We start from the raw sequence: 15,343 nt of genomic DNA, 5'->3' as shown, positions 1-15,343 counted from the left end.
TTTGTTAGCCCAGGTTCTTGCCCAGCAGGGCATGGTAGAGCTCGCTGTCGCCAAGGATCCCCACCACCTGGTTGTTGTCGTGCAACACCAGCTTGTTGCCCGTCTGGTAGCGGATCTGCAGCGCATCGCGCATGCCGATATTCGAGTCCACCAGTGTCGGCAGGCGGCCCAGGCCTTCCACGGGTTGCCCCGGTGCCCAGTTCTGCAGGTTCATCACCGCGCCATTCTGGCGTGCGCCCCGGATGGTGTTGCCTTCGGCCAGGTCGAGCCACGAGTCGCCGCCCGGATCGAGGCACACCGAGCCGTTGATGCGTTTGCAGTTGTCCAGCGTCCGCATCAGGCTGCGCCCGCACAGCACGTTCAGCGGGTTGGTATGTGCGACGAAGGTACGCACATAATCGTCCGCCGGGTTCAGCACGATTTCTTCCGGCACGCTGTACTGGATGATCTTGCCGTCTTTCATGATCGCGATGCGGCTGCCGAGCTTGAGGGCTTCGTCGAGGTCGTGGCTGACGAACACGATGGTCTTGCTCAGCTTGCTTTGCAGCTCCAGCAACTCGTCCTGCAGGCCTTGGCGGATCAGCGGGTCGAGGGCGGAGAAGGGTTCGTCCATCAGCAGGATGTCGGCGTCCATCGCCAACGCCCGCGCCAGGCCGACGCGCTGCTGCATGCCGCCGGAGAGTTCGTCCGGCTTCTTGTTACGCCATTGGCTCAGGCCCACCAGTTCGAGCTTTTCGTCCACCAGCTTGCGCCGGTCTTTCTCCGGGCGGCCCTGCATTTCGAGGCCGAAGCTGATGTTCTCGCGCACGGTCAGCCAGGGCATCAGGGCGAACTTCTGGAACACCATGGCGATGCGTTTGGTACGCATCATTTTCAGCTCGGCCGGGGTGCAGGAGGCGATGTCGATCTGGCGCCCTTCATGCTCGACGAACAACTGGCCACGGCTGACGGTGTTGAGGCCGTTGATGCAGCGCAGCAGGCTCGACTTGCCGGAGCCCGACAGGCCCATCAGCACACAGATCTCGCCTTTTTCCACATCCAGGCTGGCTTTTTCAACGCCGACGATCTGGCCGGTCTTTTTCAGGATCTCGTTACGGCTCATGCCCTGGTCCAGCAGCTTGAGCGCTTCGCGTGGGTCTTTGGAGAAGATCACGTCGACATTGTCGAATCGGATAATGCTCATGCATCACCCCCTACTTTGGCGTCGGGTTGTTTGCAGATGCGGTCGAGCATGATGGCCAGCAGCACGATCGCCAGGCCGGCTTCAAAGCCCAGGGCGATGTCGGCGGTGTTCAGTGCGTTGACCACCGGCTTGCCGAGGCCGTCGGCACCCACCAGGGCGGCGATCACCACCATCGACAGCGACAGCATGATGCATTGGGTAATGCCGGCAGCAATGCTCGGCATGGCGTGGGGCAGTTCAATGCGCGAGAGCAATTGACGGCGCGAGCAGCCGAAGGCTTTGCCGGCGTCCATCAACTCTTGCGGTACATCACGGATACCCAGGTAGGTCAGGCGGATCGGCGCGGCAATCGCGAACACCACCGTGGAAATCAACCCGGGCACCACACCCAGCCCGAAGAGGGTCAGGGTAGGGATGAGGTAGACGAAGGTCGGTACGGTCTGCATCAGATCGAGCACCGGCCGCATCAGGGTGTAGAACATCGGTTTGTGCGCGGCAACAATGCCCAGCGGCACGCCGATGACCACGCAGACCAGGGTGGCGAACAGCACCTGCGCGAGGGTCTCCATGGTTTCCTGCCAGTACCCCAGGTTGAGGATCAGCAGGAAGGAGGCGATGACAAAAACAGTCAGGCCCCATTTACGTTGAATGAAGTGAGCCAGCAGCGCAATCAGACCGATCAATGCCAGCGGATTGAACCAGGTCAGCGCGAACGTCACGCCGTGGATCATCGTTTCCAGGGTCGATGCGATTGCGTCGAAGTAGTTGGCACCGTGTTGGGTCAACCATTCGACGAAGGCAGCGATGTACTGGCCTAGTGGGATTTTCTGTTCAGTCAGCATGGTAGTGAATGTCCACATGCGAAGGGGAAAACATCCCGGACCAGCGCACCAGCCCGGGTCAGCAGGGATTACTTGGCGAGGTAAGCTTTGACGGCCTCCAGACCTGGTTTGCCATCGACGGTGGTGACACCGGCAAGCCAGGTATCGAGCACTTGCGGGTTCTTCTTCAGCCAGGCCTTGGCCGCGGCGTCGGGTTTCATCTTGTCGTCCAGGACGTTACCCATCAGGGTGCTTTCCATGTTCAGGGTGAACGACAGGTTTTTCAGCAACTGGCCGACGTTGCTGCATTCCTGGGTGTAGCCCTTGCGCACGTTGGTGTAGATGGTGGCCTGGCCGTAGTTGGGGCCGAACGAGTCGTCACCCCCGGTCAGGTACTTCATCTTGAAGCGGGTGTTCATCGGGTGCGGTTCCCAGCCGAGGAACACGATGGCCTTGCCGCGCTTGGTGGCGCGTTCGACCTGCGACAGCATCCCGGCTTCGCTGGACTCGACGACTTTGAAACCGGCCGACTTCAAGCCGAACGCGTCCTTGTCGATCAGGGTTTGAATGGTGCGGTTGCCGTCGTTGCCGGGTTCGATGCCGTAGATTTTGCCTTCCAGCTCATCCTTGAATTTGGCGATATCGGCGAAGTCTTTCAGGCCTTTGTCATACAGCGCCTCGGGAACGGCCAGGGTGTACTTGGCGTTTTCCAGGTTGGCGCGCACGGTTTCCACGGTGCCGGCATCACGGTATGGCTTGATGTCGTTTTCCATGGTCGGCATCCAGTTGCCGAGGAAGATGTCCATGTTCTTGCCGTCGGCCAGGGACTTGTAGGTCACCGGCACCGAAATCATCGTGGTGCGCGGCTTGTAGCCGAGGCCCTTGAGGATTTCGCTGGTGGTCGCGGTCGTGACGGTGATGTCGGTCCAGCCGACATCGGAGAAGTTGACGGTCTGACATTGTGCCGGTTCTGCAGCGTGCGCCAGGACTGGCAGACTCAGCATGGCGGCCAACAACAACGAGGGTGAACCTTTCATGGGGCTAGACTCCTGTGTGCTTTCTGGCGGCATTCGCCGCGCTTTATAAGTGTTGCGGTTGGAACGTGCTTTGAGGCGGCGGCACGGTGCCTTGCCAACGAGTCGAGACTGATCATGTACCAGTGAAAATCTGACGCCTACAGGGGGCGTCGTATCCAGTACAGGCAGGGTCGCATCCAGTGTCGGTGACGTCGTTTACAGATTTTTCCTAAGGAAAAACCGCTGTTTTTACCCATCTGCACCGCTAAAAACGCCCAAAACAAGCCCTTGCTCGTGAGCGACGCTGATGAGCATGGTTGCGTCGGTGTGAGACGCCGTGATGGCAGATAAAAGCCTGATGATGCCGCCATCTGGGCGATCTGAGCGTAGCACCTCGTTCAAGCCTGGCCTGTGCTTATCGAGGAGTTCCACGGCAATGGCTATCAGTGTTTTCGACCTGTTCAAGATCGGCATCGGGCCTTCGAGTTCTCACACCGTCGGCCCCATGCGCGCCGCAGCGTTGTTCGTTCAACGGTTGCGTGAACGTGAATGGTTGGAACAGGTGCGGCGCGTCGAAGTTCAGCTCTACGGCTCATTGTCGGCCACCGGCATCGGCCACGGCAGCGACACCGCAACCATCATGGGCCTGATGGGCGAGTGGCCGGACGCAATCGATCCGGCGCAGATCGGCCTGCGTATCCACACCCTGCGCGAGACCGACACGCTGCTGCTGGACGGGCGTTTACCGGTGCCTTTCGTGTGGGCGCGGGACATGCGCCTGCTCGACGAAAACCTACCGTTCCACCCCAATGCCATGACCCTGGTGGTGTTCGGTGCTGACGGCGAGTTGCACCGCGACACCTACTACTCCGTCGGCGGCGGCTTTGTGGTGGATGAAGCCCAGGCGCAAAGCGGCGTGGCGGATATGGACCGCAGCGCATTGCCCTATGAATTCTCCAGCGCGGTGGAGCTGCTGCAGCTGTGCAAGAGCCATAACCTGCGCGTCGCCGAGCTGATGCTGGCCAACGAAAAAGTCTGGCGCTCCGAAGATGAAATCCGCAGCGGCCTGATGACGCTCTGGCGCGCCATGCAGGCGTGCGTCGAGCAGGGCCTCAAGCACGAAGGTATCCTGCCCGGCGGCCTGAATGTGCGCCGTCGCGCCGCCAAGTTGCACCGCAGTTTGCTGGAGTTGAGCAAGCCCAACGTGATCGGCTCGACCTTGAGCGCGATGGAGTGGGTCAACCTGTTCGCCCTCGCGGTCAACGAAGAAAACGCCGCCGGCGGGCGCATGGTCACCGCGCCGACCAATGGCGCGGCGGGGATCATCCCGGCGGTGCTGCACTACTTTATGAAGTTCAGCGACGACGTCACCGAAGCCAACGTGGTCGACTACCTGCTCAGCGCGGCGGCGGTGGGCATTCTGTGCAAGAAGAACGCCTCGATCTCCGGCGCCGAAGTCGGCTGCCAGGGCGAGGTCGGCTCAGCCTGCGCCATGGCGGCGGCGGGGTTGGCGGAGATCCTCGGCGCCACCCCGGAGCAACTGTGCAACGCTGCCGAAATCGGCCTGGAACACAACCTCGGCCTGACCTGCGACCCGGTGGGCGGCCTGGTGCAAGTGCCGTGTATCGAGCGCAACGCGATTGCCGCGGTGAAGGCGATCAACGCCGCGCAGATGGCCCTGCGCGGCGACGGCCAGCACTTTATCTCCCTCGACCGGGTGATCCGCACCATGCGCGATACCGGGGCGGACATGCATGACAAGTACAAGGAAACCTCGCGGGGTGGGTTGGCGGTCAGTGCGGTTGAGTGTTGAGACCGCGTCGCCGCTATCGGGGGCAAGCCCCCTCCCACAGGGGAACGCATTTCAGATGTGGGAGGGGCGGTGCGACGATTCGACTTGCCCCCGATAGCGCCAGTCCAAACAACCCTGCTCATAAAGTGAACACCAAAACCAAAAGCGCCACCTTTTAGCGCGTCGCAAACAGATAAGTAGCCCCCAAACGATTTCCCCTCAGACCACCCGTCACCCGTGCCTGCGGTGACAGACGCTTGCTTCGCCCTCAAAGCGCCTACCCACAAGTGCTACCGATCTGCTCACAGCCCTTGAACGGGGCCGCTTGCGCCGCCGATTCGGGGCATATCCCGCACTTCGCACAGGGGCTTGTCTAGACACATCAAGAGGTCGTTTTCAGGAGTTATTGAATGGCCATTCAATTTTAGGCATGGCAATTGCTCTATCAACTCAACGCCTCTCTCTGCATCAGAGACGAGCGCAATAACAAGAGCCTCGCCTGAGGCCATCACCCGCTTTGTGTGAGGAGATACCGCGATGACGTCGTTCAACTCCGGGGCCCAACCCCAGAACCGTGCGCCTCAATCCATCGGCTTTCTGCTGCTGGACAATTTCACGCTGATTTCCCTGGCTTCGGCAGTGGAACCGCTGCGCATGGCCAACCAGTTGTCCGGGCGCGAGTTGTATCGCTGGACAACCCTGAGTGTCGACGGCAACCAGGTGTGGGCCAGCGACGGTCTGCAAATCACCCCCGATGCCGCCATGCACAAAGCCCCGGCCCTGGACACGGTCATCGTGTGCGGCGGCGTGGGTATCCAGCGCACCGTCACCCGTGAACATGTGTCGTGGCTGCAAAGCCAGGCGCGCCAGTCCCGTCGTCTTGGCGCGGTATGTACCGGCAGTTGGGCCCTGGCCTGCGCCGGGCTGCTCGATGGGTTCGATTGCAGCGTGCACTGGGAATGCCTGGCGTCGATGCAGGAAGCCTTCCCGCGCGTGTCGATGAGCACCCGCCTGTTCACCCTCGACCGCAACCGCTTCACCAGCTCCGGCGGCACCGCGCCGCTGGACATGATGCTGCACCTGATCAGCCGCGACCACGGCCGTGAACTGTCGGCGGCGATCTCCGAGATGTTCGTGTACGAGCGCATCCGCAATGAACAGGATCACCAGCGTGTGCCGCTCAAGCACATGCTCGGCACCAACCAGCCGAAGTTGCAGGAAATCGTCGCGCTGATGGAAGCCAACCTCGAAGAACCGATCGACCTGGATGAGCTGGCGGTATACGTCGCCGTGTCGCGGCGCCAGCTGGAGCGGCTGTTCCAGAAATACCTGCACTGCTCGCCGTCGCGCTACTACCTCAAGCTGCGCCTGATTCGCGCACGGCAGTTGCTCAAGCAAACGCCGATGTCGATCATCGAAGTGGCGTCGGTGTGCGGGTTCGTGTCCACGCCGCACTTCTCCAAGTGCTACCGCGAATACTTCGGTATTCCGCCACGGGATGAGCGCGTCGGTTCCAACACCACCCAGCAGGTGGCGATGATGCCGATTCCGCCGGCGTTGGTGTTGTCCCCGTTGTCGGGGCCGATGTCGGCGTTGAGCCAGGCGCGCAATGAGTCGACGTTTGCCAGTGTGAGGCTCTAGACCGAGTCGCCTGCATCGGGGGCAAGCCCCCTCCCACATTCGAATTGTGAATACAGTCAAATGTGGGAGGGGGCTTGCCCCCGATAGCGGTCTGTCAGACGCCGGAGTTCTGTTTGAACTGCATCAGCGCCGGCAATAACTGCCTGTCGATCGCCTGCCGCACCGCCGGCAGAATCGTCGCACTGCCGCTGTACATCTGCTCGACCATGCCCTTGAGCGCCTTGGCCCGCGCTTCGCTCAAACCGCGTACCGCACATTCACAGGCCTGCTCGGCGCTGGCGCCGCTGGATACCTCGAAACCGAGCGAGCGCAGTTTGCTCAGCAGGTCATCCTGGTCAATCAAATCCGCATGCATCATGACGTTTATCCTGGTGAAGGGAGCGGGGGGATCGATTTGGATTCTGGTAGCCGACCAGGCGGTCGGCAAGGGCAGAATGCACGAATGGCTCGGATGGCTATGAACAGGTCGTTTTCGGGCCATTTGGCGCGGGCAGGCCAATGACGCGGCCGAGGAGGGCGGGAGTGGGCAGGTCGACTTGCGTGGCGCGGATGGCCGCGAGGCGTTCCAGTGTCGCCTCGGTGAACGGCGCCGAGCGCGGCCCGGCGAGGTCGACGTGCAGCAGCATCTGTTCGTTGCCCGCCAGTTCCTTGTCGTCGCTCACCAGGTGCAGGCTGTGATAGAGGTGCAGGCGCTTGGCATCGTGGGCGATCAGTTGGGTACGCACCTCCACGTCGGCGCCGAGTTTCACTTCGTGCAGGTAGTTCAGGTGCAGCTCCAGGGTGAACAGCGAATGGCCGCTGGCGGCGCGGTTTTCGCTGTCCAGGCCGAGGGTGTCCATCAACGCGTCGGTGGCGTAGCTGAAGATCAGCAGGTAGAACGCGTCGCGCAGGTGGCCGTTGTAATCCACCCAGTCGGGGTGGACCTGGGTGGTGTAGGTGGTCAGTGCCGGCATGCTGGGGGGTTCCTTATTCGGCGAAGGTCATGCCGTGCTTGGCTTTAGTGGTCTTCACCGCTTCCAGCACCGCCAACAGACAATCATCACGATAGCGCTCCAGCGCCGAAATGCTGTGGTTACCCAACTGCTCGCGGGTGCCGTCGACCACATCGTCGATCAACTTGTCGGTCAGCTCCGGCGCCGGCAGGTGGGTCCACGGCAACTGCAACGCCGGGCCGAACTGTGCCATGAAGTGCCGCATCCCGGCATCGCCGCCGGCCAGGGTGTAGGTCAGGAACGTGCCCATGAACGACCAGCGCAAGCCGGCGCCAAAACGGATTGCGTCGTCGATCTCGCCGGTAGTGGCAACGCCATCGTTGACCAGGTGCAGCGCCTCACGCCACAGGGCTTCGAGCAGGCGGTCGGCGATAAAACCGGGGACTTCCTTGCGCACATGCAACGGGCGCATGCCGAGGGATTCATACACCTGGATCGCCGCCTGGATCGCCTCGGGCGCGGTGTGTTTGCCGCCCACCACTTCCACCAGCGGCAGCAGGTACACCGGGTTGAACGGGTGACCGACGACGCAGCGTTCAGGGTGGGTCGAGCCTTCATAGAATTCGCTGGGCAACAGGCCCGAGGTACTGGAGCCGATCAACGCATTCGGCTTGGCGGCCGCGCTGATTTTGCTGTGCAGCTCCAGTTTCAGCTCCAGGCGTTCCGGGGCGCTTTCCTGGATGAAGTCGGCGTCTTTCACGCACGCCTCGATCGTGGTGACAAAACGCAGGCGGTCCTGCGATGCGCCGGGGGCCAGGCCTTGTTTCTCCAGGGCGCCCCAGGCATTGGCGACGCGTTGACGCAGCGCGGCTTCGGCACCGGGCGCCGGGTCCCAGGCCACCACATCGAGGCCGTGGGCCAGGGCGCGGGACACCCAACCGCTGCCGATCACACCGCTGCCGAGGGCGGCGAAGGTTTTGATATCTGTAATAAAACGCATGGCGACATTCCTGAATAAGGTGATGTTCCCCTGTGGGAGGGGGCTTGCCCCCGATAGCGGTGTACCAGTCGATGCATTCGCTGCTGATACACCGCTATCGGGGGCAAGCCCCCTCCCACAGGTTTTGATTCGGTTTGGGTTGGGGGGTTAGCCGCGTTTTTTGAGGCCCATCTTCACCCGCCCTTCGGCCGGGGTCATGACCCGCGCGCCCAGGCGGCTGAGGATTTCACTGGCGCGTTCCACCAGTTGACCGTTGGTGGCCAGCACGCCTTTGTCCAGCCACAGGTTGTCTTCCAGCCCGACCCGCACGTTGCCGCCCAACAGCACCGCCTGCGCCGCCATCGGCATTTGCATGCGGCCGATGCCGAAGCCGGCCCACACCGCGTCGGCAGGCAGGTTGTCGACCATGGCTTTCATGGTGGTGGTGTCGGCCGGCGCGCCCCACGGGATGCCCAGGCACAGTTGGAACAGCGGGTCGTCGAGCAGGCCTTCCTTGATCATCTGCTTGGCGAACCACAGGTGGCCGGTGTCGAAGATTTCCAGCTCGGCTTTTACGCCCAGTGCCTGAATGCGTTTGGCGCCGGCCCGCAGTTGCGCCGGGGTGGACACGTAAATGGTGTCACCATCGCCGAAGTTCAGCGTGCCGCAGTCCAGCGTGCAGATTTCCGGCAACAGCGCTTCCACATGGGCCAGGCGCGTCAGCGGGCCGACCAGGTCGGTGTTGGGGCCGAATGCCATGGGCGTCTCGCCGCCGCCGATCTCCAGGTCGCCGCCCATGCCGGCGGTGAGGTTGACGATGATGTCGATGTCGGCCTCACGGATACGCTCCATCACTTCGCGGTACAAGGCGACGTCGCGGCTGAACTTGCCGGTCTCGGGGTTGCGCACATGGCAGTGAACGACAGTGGCGCCGGCCTTGGCGGCTTCCACGGCGGCGGCAGCGATTTGTTTGGGGGTGACCGGTACATGGGGGCTTCTGGCGCTCGTGTCGCCAGCACCGGTGAGTGCGCAGGTGATGATGACGTCGTGGTTCATGGGGCAGGTTCCTTACAGGCGTGATTTCAAGGCGTAGCGAGGCCGTTCGCGGTCAGGCACGACCGCGAAACGGTGCGTCGAATACCGTTATTTGCTGGTCAGTTGCAGGTTGGCGGCGGCGGGTTTGCCGTCGAAGGTGGTCACGCCTTCGAGCCAGCGCTGCTGGTCTTGCGGGTGATCCTTGAGCCACTGCTTGGCGGACTCGAAGGCGTCCTTGTGTTCCAGCAACGGCTGCATCATTCGGCTCTCGTCGGCGGCGGTGAAGGTCAGGTTGGTCAGCAGCTTGTGGACGTTGGGGCACTGCTCGGCGTAGGTCGGCGAGGTGACGCTCCACACGGTGGCCATGCCTTCGTTCGGGCCCAGGGCGTCTTCGCTGCCGGTGAGGTAGGTCATCGCGATGTTGACGTTCATCGGGTGCGGCGCCCAGCCGAAGAACACCACGGCTTCCTTGCGACGCACCGCGCGGTCGACGGCGGCGAGCATGCCCGCTTCGCTGGACTCCACCAGCTGGAATTTGCCCAGGCCGAACTGGTTCTTGGCGATCATCGCCTTGATCTGGGTGTTGGCGCCCGAGCCCGGCTCGATGCCGTAGAGCTTGCCGCCCAGTTCTTTCTCGAACCTGGCGATGTCGGCGAAGGTTTTCAGGCCTTTGTCGGCCAGATAAGTCGGCACCGCCAGGGTCGCGCGCGCGTCTTCCAGGCTCGGTTTATCGAGGACCTTGACCTGCTTGGCGTCGACGAACGGGGCGATGGTCTGGGTCATCAGCGGGTTCCAGTAGCCGAGGAACAAGTCCAGGCGCTGGTCGCGGATGCCGGCGAAGATGATTTGCTGGGACGCGCTGGTCTGTTTGGTCTTGTAGCCGAGGCCATCGAGCAACACTTGGGTCATGGCGCTGGTGGCGATCACGTCGGTCCAGTTCACCACGCCCATACGCACGTTCTGGCAGGATGGCGCGTCGGCCGCGAAGACGCTGGTACTCAAGATGGCGCTGGCGCTGAAGGCGAGCACGCAGCGGCTGATCAGTCGGTTCATGGTGGTTCCCTCGGCAGGTCGTTATTGTGGGGGCCGGCGTCTTTGTGCGCCGTGGGGTCACGTTACGCAGCTTGAGGGGCGACAAAACGCACGGCGGCGACCCGCTCTTGCACTGCAGCGACCTGTGCTCTTGAATGGGCCGTTGAACTGGCGTATCACAGTGACCACGCTGCCGGTCCTACGAGAGCGCACCATGTCCCAGGATTTCTACTTTCTGCTGATGCCGGGGTTCTCGGCCATCGGCTTTATCTCCGCGCTCGAACCGCTGCGCGTGGCCAACCGCTTTCGTGGCGAGTTGTACCGCTGGCATGTGTTGAGCGCCGACGGCGGCGCGGTGCTGGCGAGCAATGGCATGTCGGTCAACGCCGACGCGGCGCTGGAGCCGCTGAAAAAAGGCGCGACGCTGATGGTGGTCGCCGGTTTCGAACCGCTTGAATTCGCCACCCCGGCCCTCGAACATTGGCTGCGCCGCCTCGACCATGACGGTGTGACCCTCGGCGCCATCGACACCGGCGCCTGCATCCTGGCCGAGGCCGGGCTGCTCGACGGCCACCGCCTGACCCTGCACTGGGAAGCCATCGACGCCTTCAAGGAAGCCTATCCGCACCTGAGCGTGACCCAGGAACTGTTCGAGATCGACCGCCGCCGCATTACCTGCGCCGGCGGCACCGCTTCCATCGACCTGATGCTCGACCTGATCGCCCAGGCCCACGGCCCCGACCTGGCGATCCAGGTCTCCGAGCAATTCGTGCTCGGGCGCATCCGCCCGCGCAAAGACCACCAGCGCATGCAGATCGCCACGCGCTACGGCATCAACAACAAGAAGTTGGTGCAGGTGATCGGCGAGATGGAACAACACACCGAACCGCCGCTGAGCACCCTGGCCCTGGCCGAGGCGATCAAAGTCACGCGGCGCCAGCTGGAGCGGCTGTTTCGCCTGCATCTGAACGACACGCCGAGCAACTTCTACCTCGGCCTGCGCCTGGAAAAAGCGCGGCAGTTGTTGCGCCAGAGCGACATGAGCGTGCTGGAGGTGAGCCTTGCCTGCGGCTTTGAGTCGCCGTCGTATTTCACCCGCAGTTATCGGGCGCGATTTGCCAAGTGTCCGCGGGAGGATCGGCGACGGGAGGTGGTTTGATCGGCGATTATAGTCAATTATACTCATGACTATAATTTATAGTTAGTTCAATAATTGAGTATAAAAGCATGTCCAAGCCCAGCGGTTTTGTGTTCCGCCGCCCCACCCTGGCAAGCAGTATTGCCGATGGCCTGGTGGGCGTGGGTATCCAGGATTTCACCTCTGGCCTGTTTCTCGCGGCGCCGCGTCGTACCGGCAAAAGTACTTTTCTGCGCGAAGACCTTCTCCCCGAGTGCCAGGCTCGGGGTTGGCTGACGGTGTATGTGGACCTGTGGGCCGACAAGGAGAAAGATCCCGCCGAGCTGATTTCCAGCGCCATTGCCGGTGCGTTGGTGCCTTTCGAAAAGGGCATCCGCAAACTGGCGAAGAACATCGGCATCGAAAAACTCAGCTTCCTGCGCACCTTGTCCTGGGACTTCACCAAGCCTCAACTGCCCGTGGGCGCGACCCTTACGCAAGCACTGGAATTACTTCACCGCGCCGCCGAGAAAACCGTGGTGCTGGTGATTGATGAAGCCCAGCACGCGCTCACCACCGAAGCGGGCATCAACGCCATGTTCGCCCTCAAGGCCGCACGCGACCAGCTCAACCAGGGCCGCGAAGGCGAGGGCAGTGGCTTACACCTGGTGTTCACCGGCTCCAACCGCGACAAGCTCGCTCATTTGGTGCTGGGCAAAAGCCAGCCGTTTTTCGGCTCCAGCATCACGCCGTTTCCGTTGCTGGGTAAGGCGTTCACTCAGGCTTACACCGCGCATCTCAACGCGCACCTGGCCAAGACCAACCAATTCAACGCGGCGGATATCGACGAAGCATTTGAGTTGGTAGGCCGGCGCCCCGAGATGCTGCGCACCATCATCGGTGAAGTGGCCCTGGAGTTGGGCGAGGCGAGCAACCTGGGCCAGTTGCTGCACAGCCGCGCGGAAGTGCTGCGCGCTGGCGTCTGGAACGAATTCGAAAGCGCCTGGAACGCCCTCACCCTTGCGCAACGTGCCGTGCTGCAAGTGATGGTGGAGCGTTCGCAACACAATCAACCCTTCGCCCCGTTCACCGACAGCACCCTCATTGCGGTCAGCAAGGTGCTGGAGGAGATGGGCAGCGACGTGGTGCCCGGCACTCAGACCATCCAGGCGTGTATCGATGCCCTGCGTGACAAGGAACTGGTATGGAAGTCCAGCCGCGGCGGTTATGCCCTGGAAGACAAGTCCTTCGGCGACTGGCTGCTGCACAAGCACCGTACACCCGGCTAAACACACCACACAGCCAATGTGGGAGGGGGCAAGCCCCCTCCCACAGTAAATTGCCGGTGTGCCTATTGCTTTATCAGGGCCGAACACACCGTCTTGAAGGCTTCATGCTGGTACTACACCCCTTCTCCTGTAAGCGACCAAGATCAAATGTGGGAGGGGGCTTGCCCCCGATGACGGTGGATCAGCGGCACCTGAGTGGCTGACACACCGCCATCGGGGGCAAGCCCCCTCCCACAGTAAATTGCCGGTGTGCCTATTGCTTTATCAGGGCCGAACACGCCGTCTTGAAGGCTTCATGCTGGTACTACACCCCTTCTCCTGTAAGCGACAAAGATCAAATGTGGGAGGGGGCAAGCCCCCTCCCACAGTAAATTGCCGGTGTGCCTATTGCTTTATCAGGGCCGAACACGCCGCCTTGAAGGCTTCATGCTGGTACTACACCCCTTCACCTGTAAGCGACCAAGATCAAATGTGGGAGGGGGCAAGCGCCCTCCCACAGTGAATTGTCGGTGTGCCTATTGCTTTATCAGGGCCGAACACGCCGCCTTGAAGGCTTCATGCTGGTACTACACCCCTTCACCTGTAAGCGACAAAGATCAAATGTGGGAGGGGGCTTGCCCCCGATGACGGTGGATCAGCGGCACCTGAGTGGCTGACACACCGCCATCGGGGGCAAGCCCCCTCCCACAGTAAATTGTCGGTGTGCCTATTGCTTTATCAGGGCCGAACACGCTGCCTTGAAGGCTTCATGCTGGTACTACACCCCTTCACCTGTAAGCGACCAAGATCAAATGTGGGAGGGGGCTTGCCCCCGATGACGGTGGATCAGCGGTACCTGAGTGGCTGACACACCGCCATCGGGGGCAAGCCCCCTCCCACAGTGAATTGCCGGTGTGTTTATTGCTTTATCAGGGCCGAACACGCCGCCTTGAAGGCTTCATGTTGGTACTTGTTCAGCGTCGCCGGCAGATCGAAATTGTGCTTCTTGTTCTGCGCATTGATGGTCTGCGGCGACAGCAGCGTCACTTCAACCCCCTCCAGCAGTTGAAACACCCCTTCAATCTTGAACGTGGTCGGGCCGCCGGCGAATTCGCCTTTTTTGCTGCGCTTTTTGATGGCGATGCGTTCGATGGCGTTGTCCTGCACGAACGCCTTCACCTGGGTGGCGAAGGCTTTGACGTTGGCCGCGTCATCGTCGTCTTCGAGGGCGATTTTCTTGGTGGCCAGGGCGACGTGGGTCAGCGTCTGATTGTTCAGGGAGGCAACGGCGATGATGGCTTCGCTGCCTTTGATTTCGATGCCGCAGAGAGTCATTGGGTCGCCTTGGGGCAAAAAAGAGAGGCCGCAATAGTATCAGGGTCGAGGGCTGAGACGGCCGCCGTCCACCCGTCGGGAACGTGCTTGACCTGTTATTTTTGACAGTAGACCGCCGCGTGCCCGGTCTCATAGATTCCCTGAAGGAGCCTGCCGAGGGTTCCGGCCTGTTCCATGGCTATTCCGACAAGGGAGTTATGCAATGAATATTCGCAAGGAAATTCGCGCACTGACCGCAACGGAACAACTGGAGTTTATCAACACGTTATTGGCGATGAAGCGTTCCGGTGTCTACGACAAGTATGTTCATTGGCATCACGCCGTCATGAAGGCCACGGTCTACCCGAACGAACCCCAAGATCCCAACTACCGTAACGGTGCTCACCGGGGGCCGGCATTTCTGCCGTGGCACCGTGAAATGTTGATGCAGTTCGAGGCGGATCTACAAGCGATCAACGTCGGCGTGACGTTGCCTTATTGGGACTGGACGCAGGATGCGGCCGCCCCTGAACAATCGCCGGTCTGGCGCCAGGGTTTCCTGGGAGGTGATGGCGACCCAGCCGATCAGTTTCGCGTGCAGGATGGGGTCTTTGCCCACAAATACGGGAACTGGCCCGTGCCGCCCTATGACGAGGAGGGTTTGCCCGGGCCAGGCCTCAAGCGTCAGTTCGGGCAAGTGATCAGCTCACTGCCAACCGAGGACGACCTGCGAGTGGCGATGAACGAAAGCCTGTATGACGAACCCAATTACAACTCGAGCCCTTTCATCCGCGGTTTCAGAAACCGCCTGGAAGGCTGGATCACCCAGCGCGGCGATCCTGCTGTCAAAACCTCCGGTTCGCAGCTGCATAACCGTGTGCATTTGTGGATTGGCGGCAATATGTTGCCCATGACCTCACCGGATGACCCGGTGTTCTTCCTGCATCACTGTTTCATCGACAAGATCTGGGCGGACTGGCAGGCGCAGAAGCGCCTGGATGAGCCGGACCTGGCCCCGCACTATTGCCCCATGCAGGACGGTCCGCCGGGCCACAACTATGATGATGTGATTAATCCCTGGACCCGCCGGATCAGTGAAGTGATGGATATCGCCGCGCTGGGCTACAGCTATGCGCCCAGCCGCCCATTGACGAAAAGCCCGTTCAAGTCGCCCTTCATGGCCTGACGCCTGTGAAGCGTTCCTGCGTTCAAT

General features: G+C 61.6%; 14 protein-coding genes. 5 read left to right on the top strand and 9 right to left on the bottom strand.

Annotated elements, in window-relative coordinates:
• Positions 1-4 precede the first annotated feature (4 nt).
• The 3 genes from choV to TU80_RS04555 all read right to left on the bottom strand — a co-directional run bounded on the left by choV (position 5) and on the right by TU80_RS04555 (position 3,041).
• Positions 5-1,183 (bottom strand): choline ABC transporter ATP-binding protein, encoded by a 1,179-nt coding sequence (gene choV, locus TU80_RS04565; RefSeq protein ID WP_046381796.1) that lies wholly within the window; start codon positions 1,181-1,183, stop codon positions 5-7.
• Positions 1,180-2,025 carry a choline ABC transporter permease subunit gene (gene choW / locus TU80_RS04560; RefSeq protein ID WP_015886271.1) on the bottom strand — a complete coding sequence of 282 codons (846 nt, stop codon included), beginning with the start codon at positions 2,023-2,025 and terminating at the stop codon, positions 1,180-1,182. Before choW ends, choV begins: the two co-directional genes overlap by 4 nt.
• Positions 2,026-2,093: 68 nt before the next feature.
• Positions 2,094-3,041 carry a choline ABC transporter substrate-binding protein gene (locus TU80_RS04555; protein ID WP_046381797.1) on the bottom strand — a complete coding sequence of 316 codons (948 nt, stop codon included), beginning with the start codon at positions 3,039-3,041 and terminating at the stop codon, positions 2,094-2,096.
• A 415-nt stretch (positions 3,042-3,456) separates the two neighbouring features.
• On the opposite strand from TU80_RS04555, the gene TU80_RS04550 reads away from it, so the two are divergent.
• Together TU80_RS04550 and gbdR are read left to right on the top strand one after the other, a co-directional pair.
• Positions 3,457-4,833, top strand: a complete 1,377-nt coding sequence (locus TU80_RS04550) for an L-serine ammonia-lyase (RefSeq protein ID WP_017844932.1) — start codon at positions 3,457-3,459, stop codon at positions 4,831-4,833.
• Positions 4,834-5,349: 516 nt separating this feature from the next.
• Positions 5,350-6,453: a choline metabolism transcriptional regulator GbdR gene (gene gbdR / locus TU80_RS04545; RefSeq protein ID WP_017844931.1), complete on the top strand. Its 1,104-nt coding sequence runs from the start codon at positions 5,350-5,352 to the stop codon at positions 6,451-6,453.
• 94 nt (positions 6,454-6,547) lie between these two features.
• On the opposite strand, the gene TU80_RS04540 is transcribed toward gbdR, so the two are convergent.
• The 5 genes from TU80_RS04540 to TU80_RS04520 all read right to left on the bottom strand — a co-directional run bounded on the left by TU80_RS04540 (position 6,548) and on the right by TU80_RS04520 (position 10,452).
• Positions 6,548-6,811 (bottom strand): hypothetical protein, encoded by a 264-nt coding sequence (locus TU80_RS04540; protein WP_017844930.1) that lies wholly within the window; start codon positions 6,809-6,811, stop codon positions 6,548-6,550.
• A gap of 97 nt (positions 6,812-6,908) precedes the next feature.
• Entirely contained in the window at positions 6,909-7,406 is a 498-nt protein-coding gene (locus TU80_RS04535) for a thioesterase family protein (RefSeq protein WP_057003930.1), read from the bottom strand.
• Between the two features lie 13 nt (positions 7,407-7,419).
• Entirely contained in the window at positions 7,420-8,385 is a 966-nt protein-coding gene (locus TU80_RS04530; protein ID WP_057003929.1) for an L-carnitine dehydrogenase, read from the bottom strand.
• 147 nt (positions 8,386-8,532) lie between these two features.
• Positions 8,533-9,420: a 3-dehydrocarnitine:acetyl-CoA trimethylamine transferase CdhC gene (cdhC, locus tag TU80_RS04525; RefSeq protein ID WP_057003928.1), complete on the bottom strand. Its 888-nt coding sequence runs from the start codon at positions 9,418-9,420 to the stop codon at positions 8,533-8,535.
• An 87-nt stretch (positions 9,421-9,507) separates the two neighbouring features.
• On the bottom strand, positions 9,508-10,452 hold the full coding sequence (locus TU80_RS04520) for a choline ABC transporter substrate-binding protein (RefSeq protein ID WP_046381802.1): 945 nt from the start codon (positions 10,450-10,452) through the stop codon (positions 9,508-9,510).
• A gap of 193 nt (positions 10,453-10,645) precedes the next feature.
• Between TU80_RS04520 and TU80_RS04515 the strand changes: the two genes are divergently transcribed.
• Both TU80_RS04515 and TU80_RS04510 read left to right on the top strand, forming a co-directional pair.
• Entirely contained in the window at positions 10,646-11,590 is a 945-nt protein-coding gene (locus TU80_RS04515) for a GlxA family transcriptional regulator (RefSeq protein ID WP_017844925.1), read from the top strand.
• Between the two features lie 68 nt (positions 11,591-11,658).
• A complete protein-coding gene (locus TU80_RS04510) occupies positions 11,659-12,837 on the top strand; it encodes an AAA family ATPase (RefSeq protein ID WP_057003927.1) in 1,179 nt (392 codons plus the stop codon).
• Between the two features lie 897 nt (positions 12,838-13,734).
• Here TU80_RS04510 and TU80_RS04505 read toward each other — a convergent pair.
• A complete protein-coding gene (locus TU80_RS04505; protein WP_057003926.1) occupies positions 13,735-14,151 on the bottom strand; it encodes a DUF3010 family protein in 417 nt (138 codons plus the stop codon).
• A 202-nt stretch (positions 14,152-14,353) separates the two neighbouring features.
• Here TU80_RS04505 and TU80_RS04500 point away from each other — a divergent pair, with 202 nt between their 5' ends.
• Positions 14,354-15,316 carry a tyrosinase family protein gene (locus TU80_RS04500; RefSeq protein ID WP_057003925.1) on the top strand — a complete coding sequence of 321 codons (963 nt, stop codon included), beginning with the start codon at positions 14,354-14,356 and terminating at the stop codon, positions 15,314-15,316.
• Positions 15,317-15,343 lie beyond the last annotated feature (27 nt).

The organism is Pseudomonas veronii (assembly GCF_001439695.1).
Classification (GTDB): domain Bacteria; phylum Pseudomonadota; class Gammaproteobacteria; order Pseudomonadales; family Pseudomonadaceae; genus Aquipseudomonas; species Aquipseudomonas veronii.
Note: the sequence above shows the minus strand (reverse complement) of the source record. Positions and strands in the feature narration are given on the sequence as shown.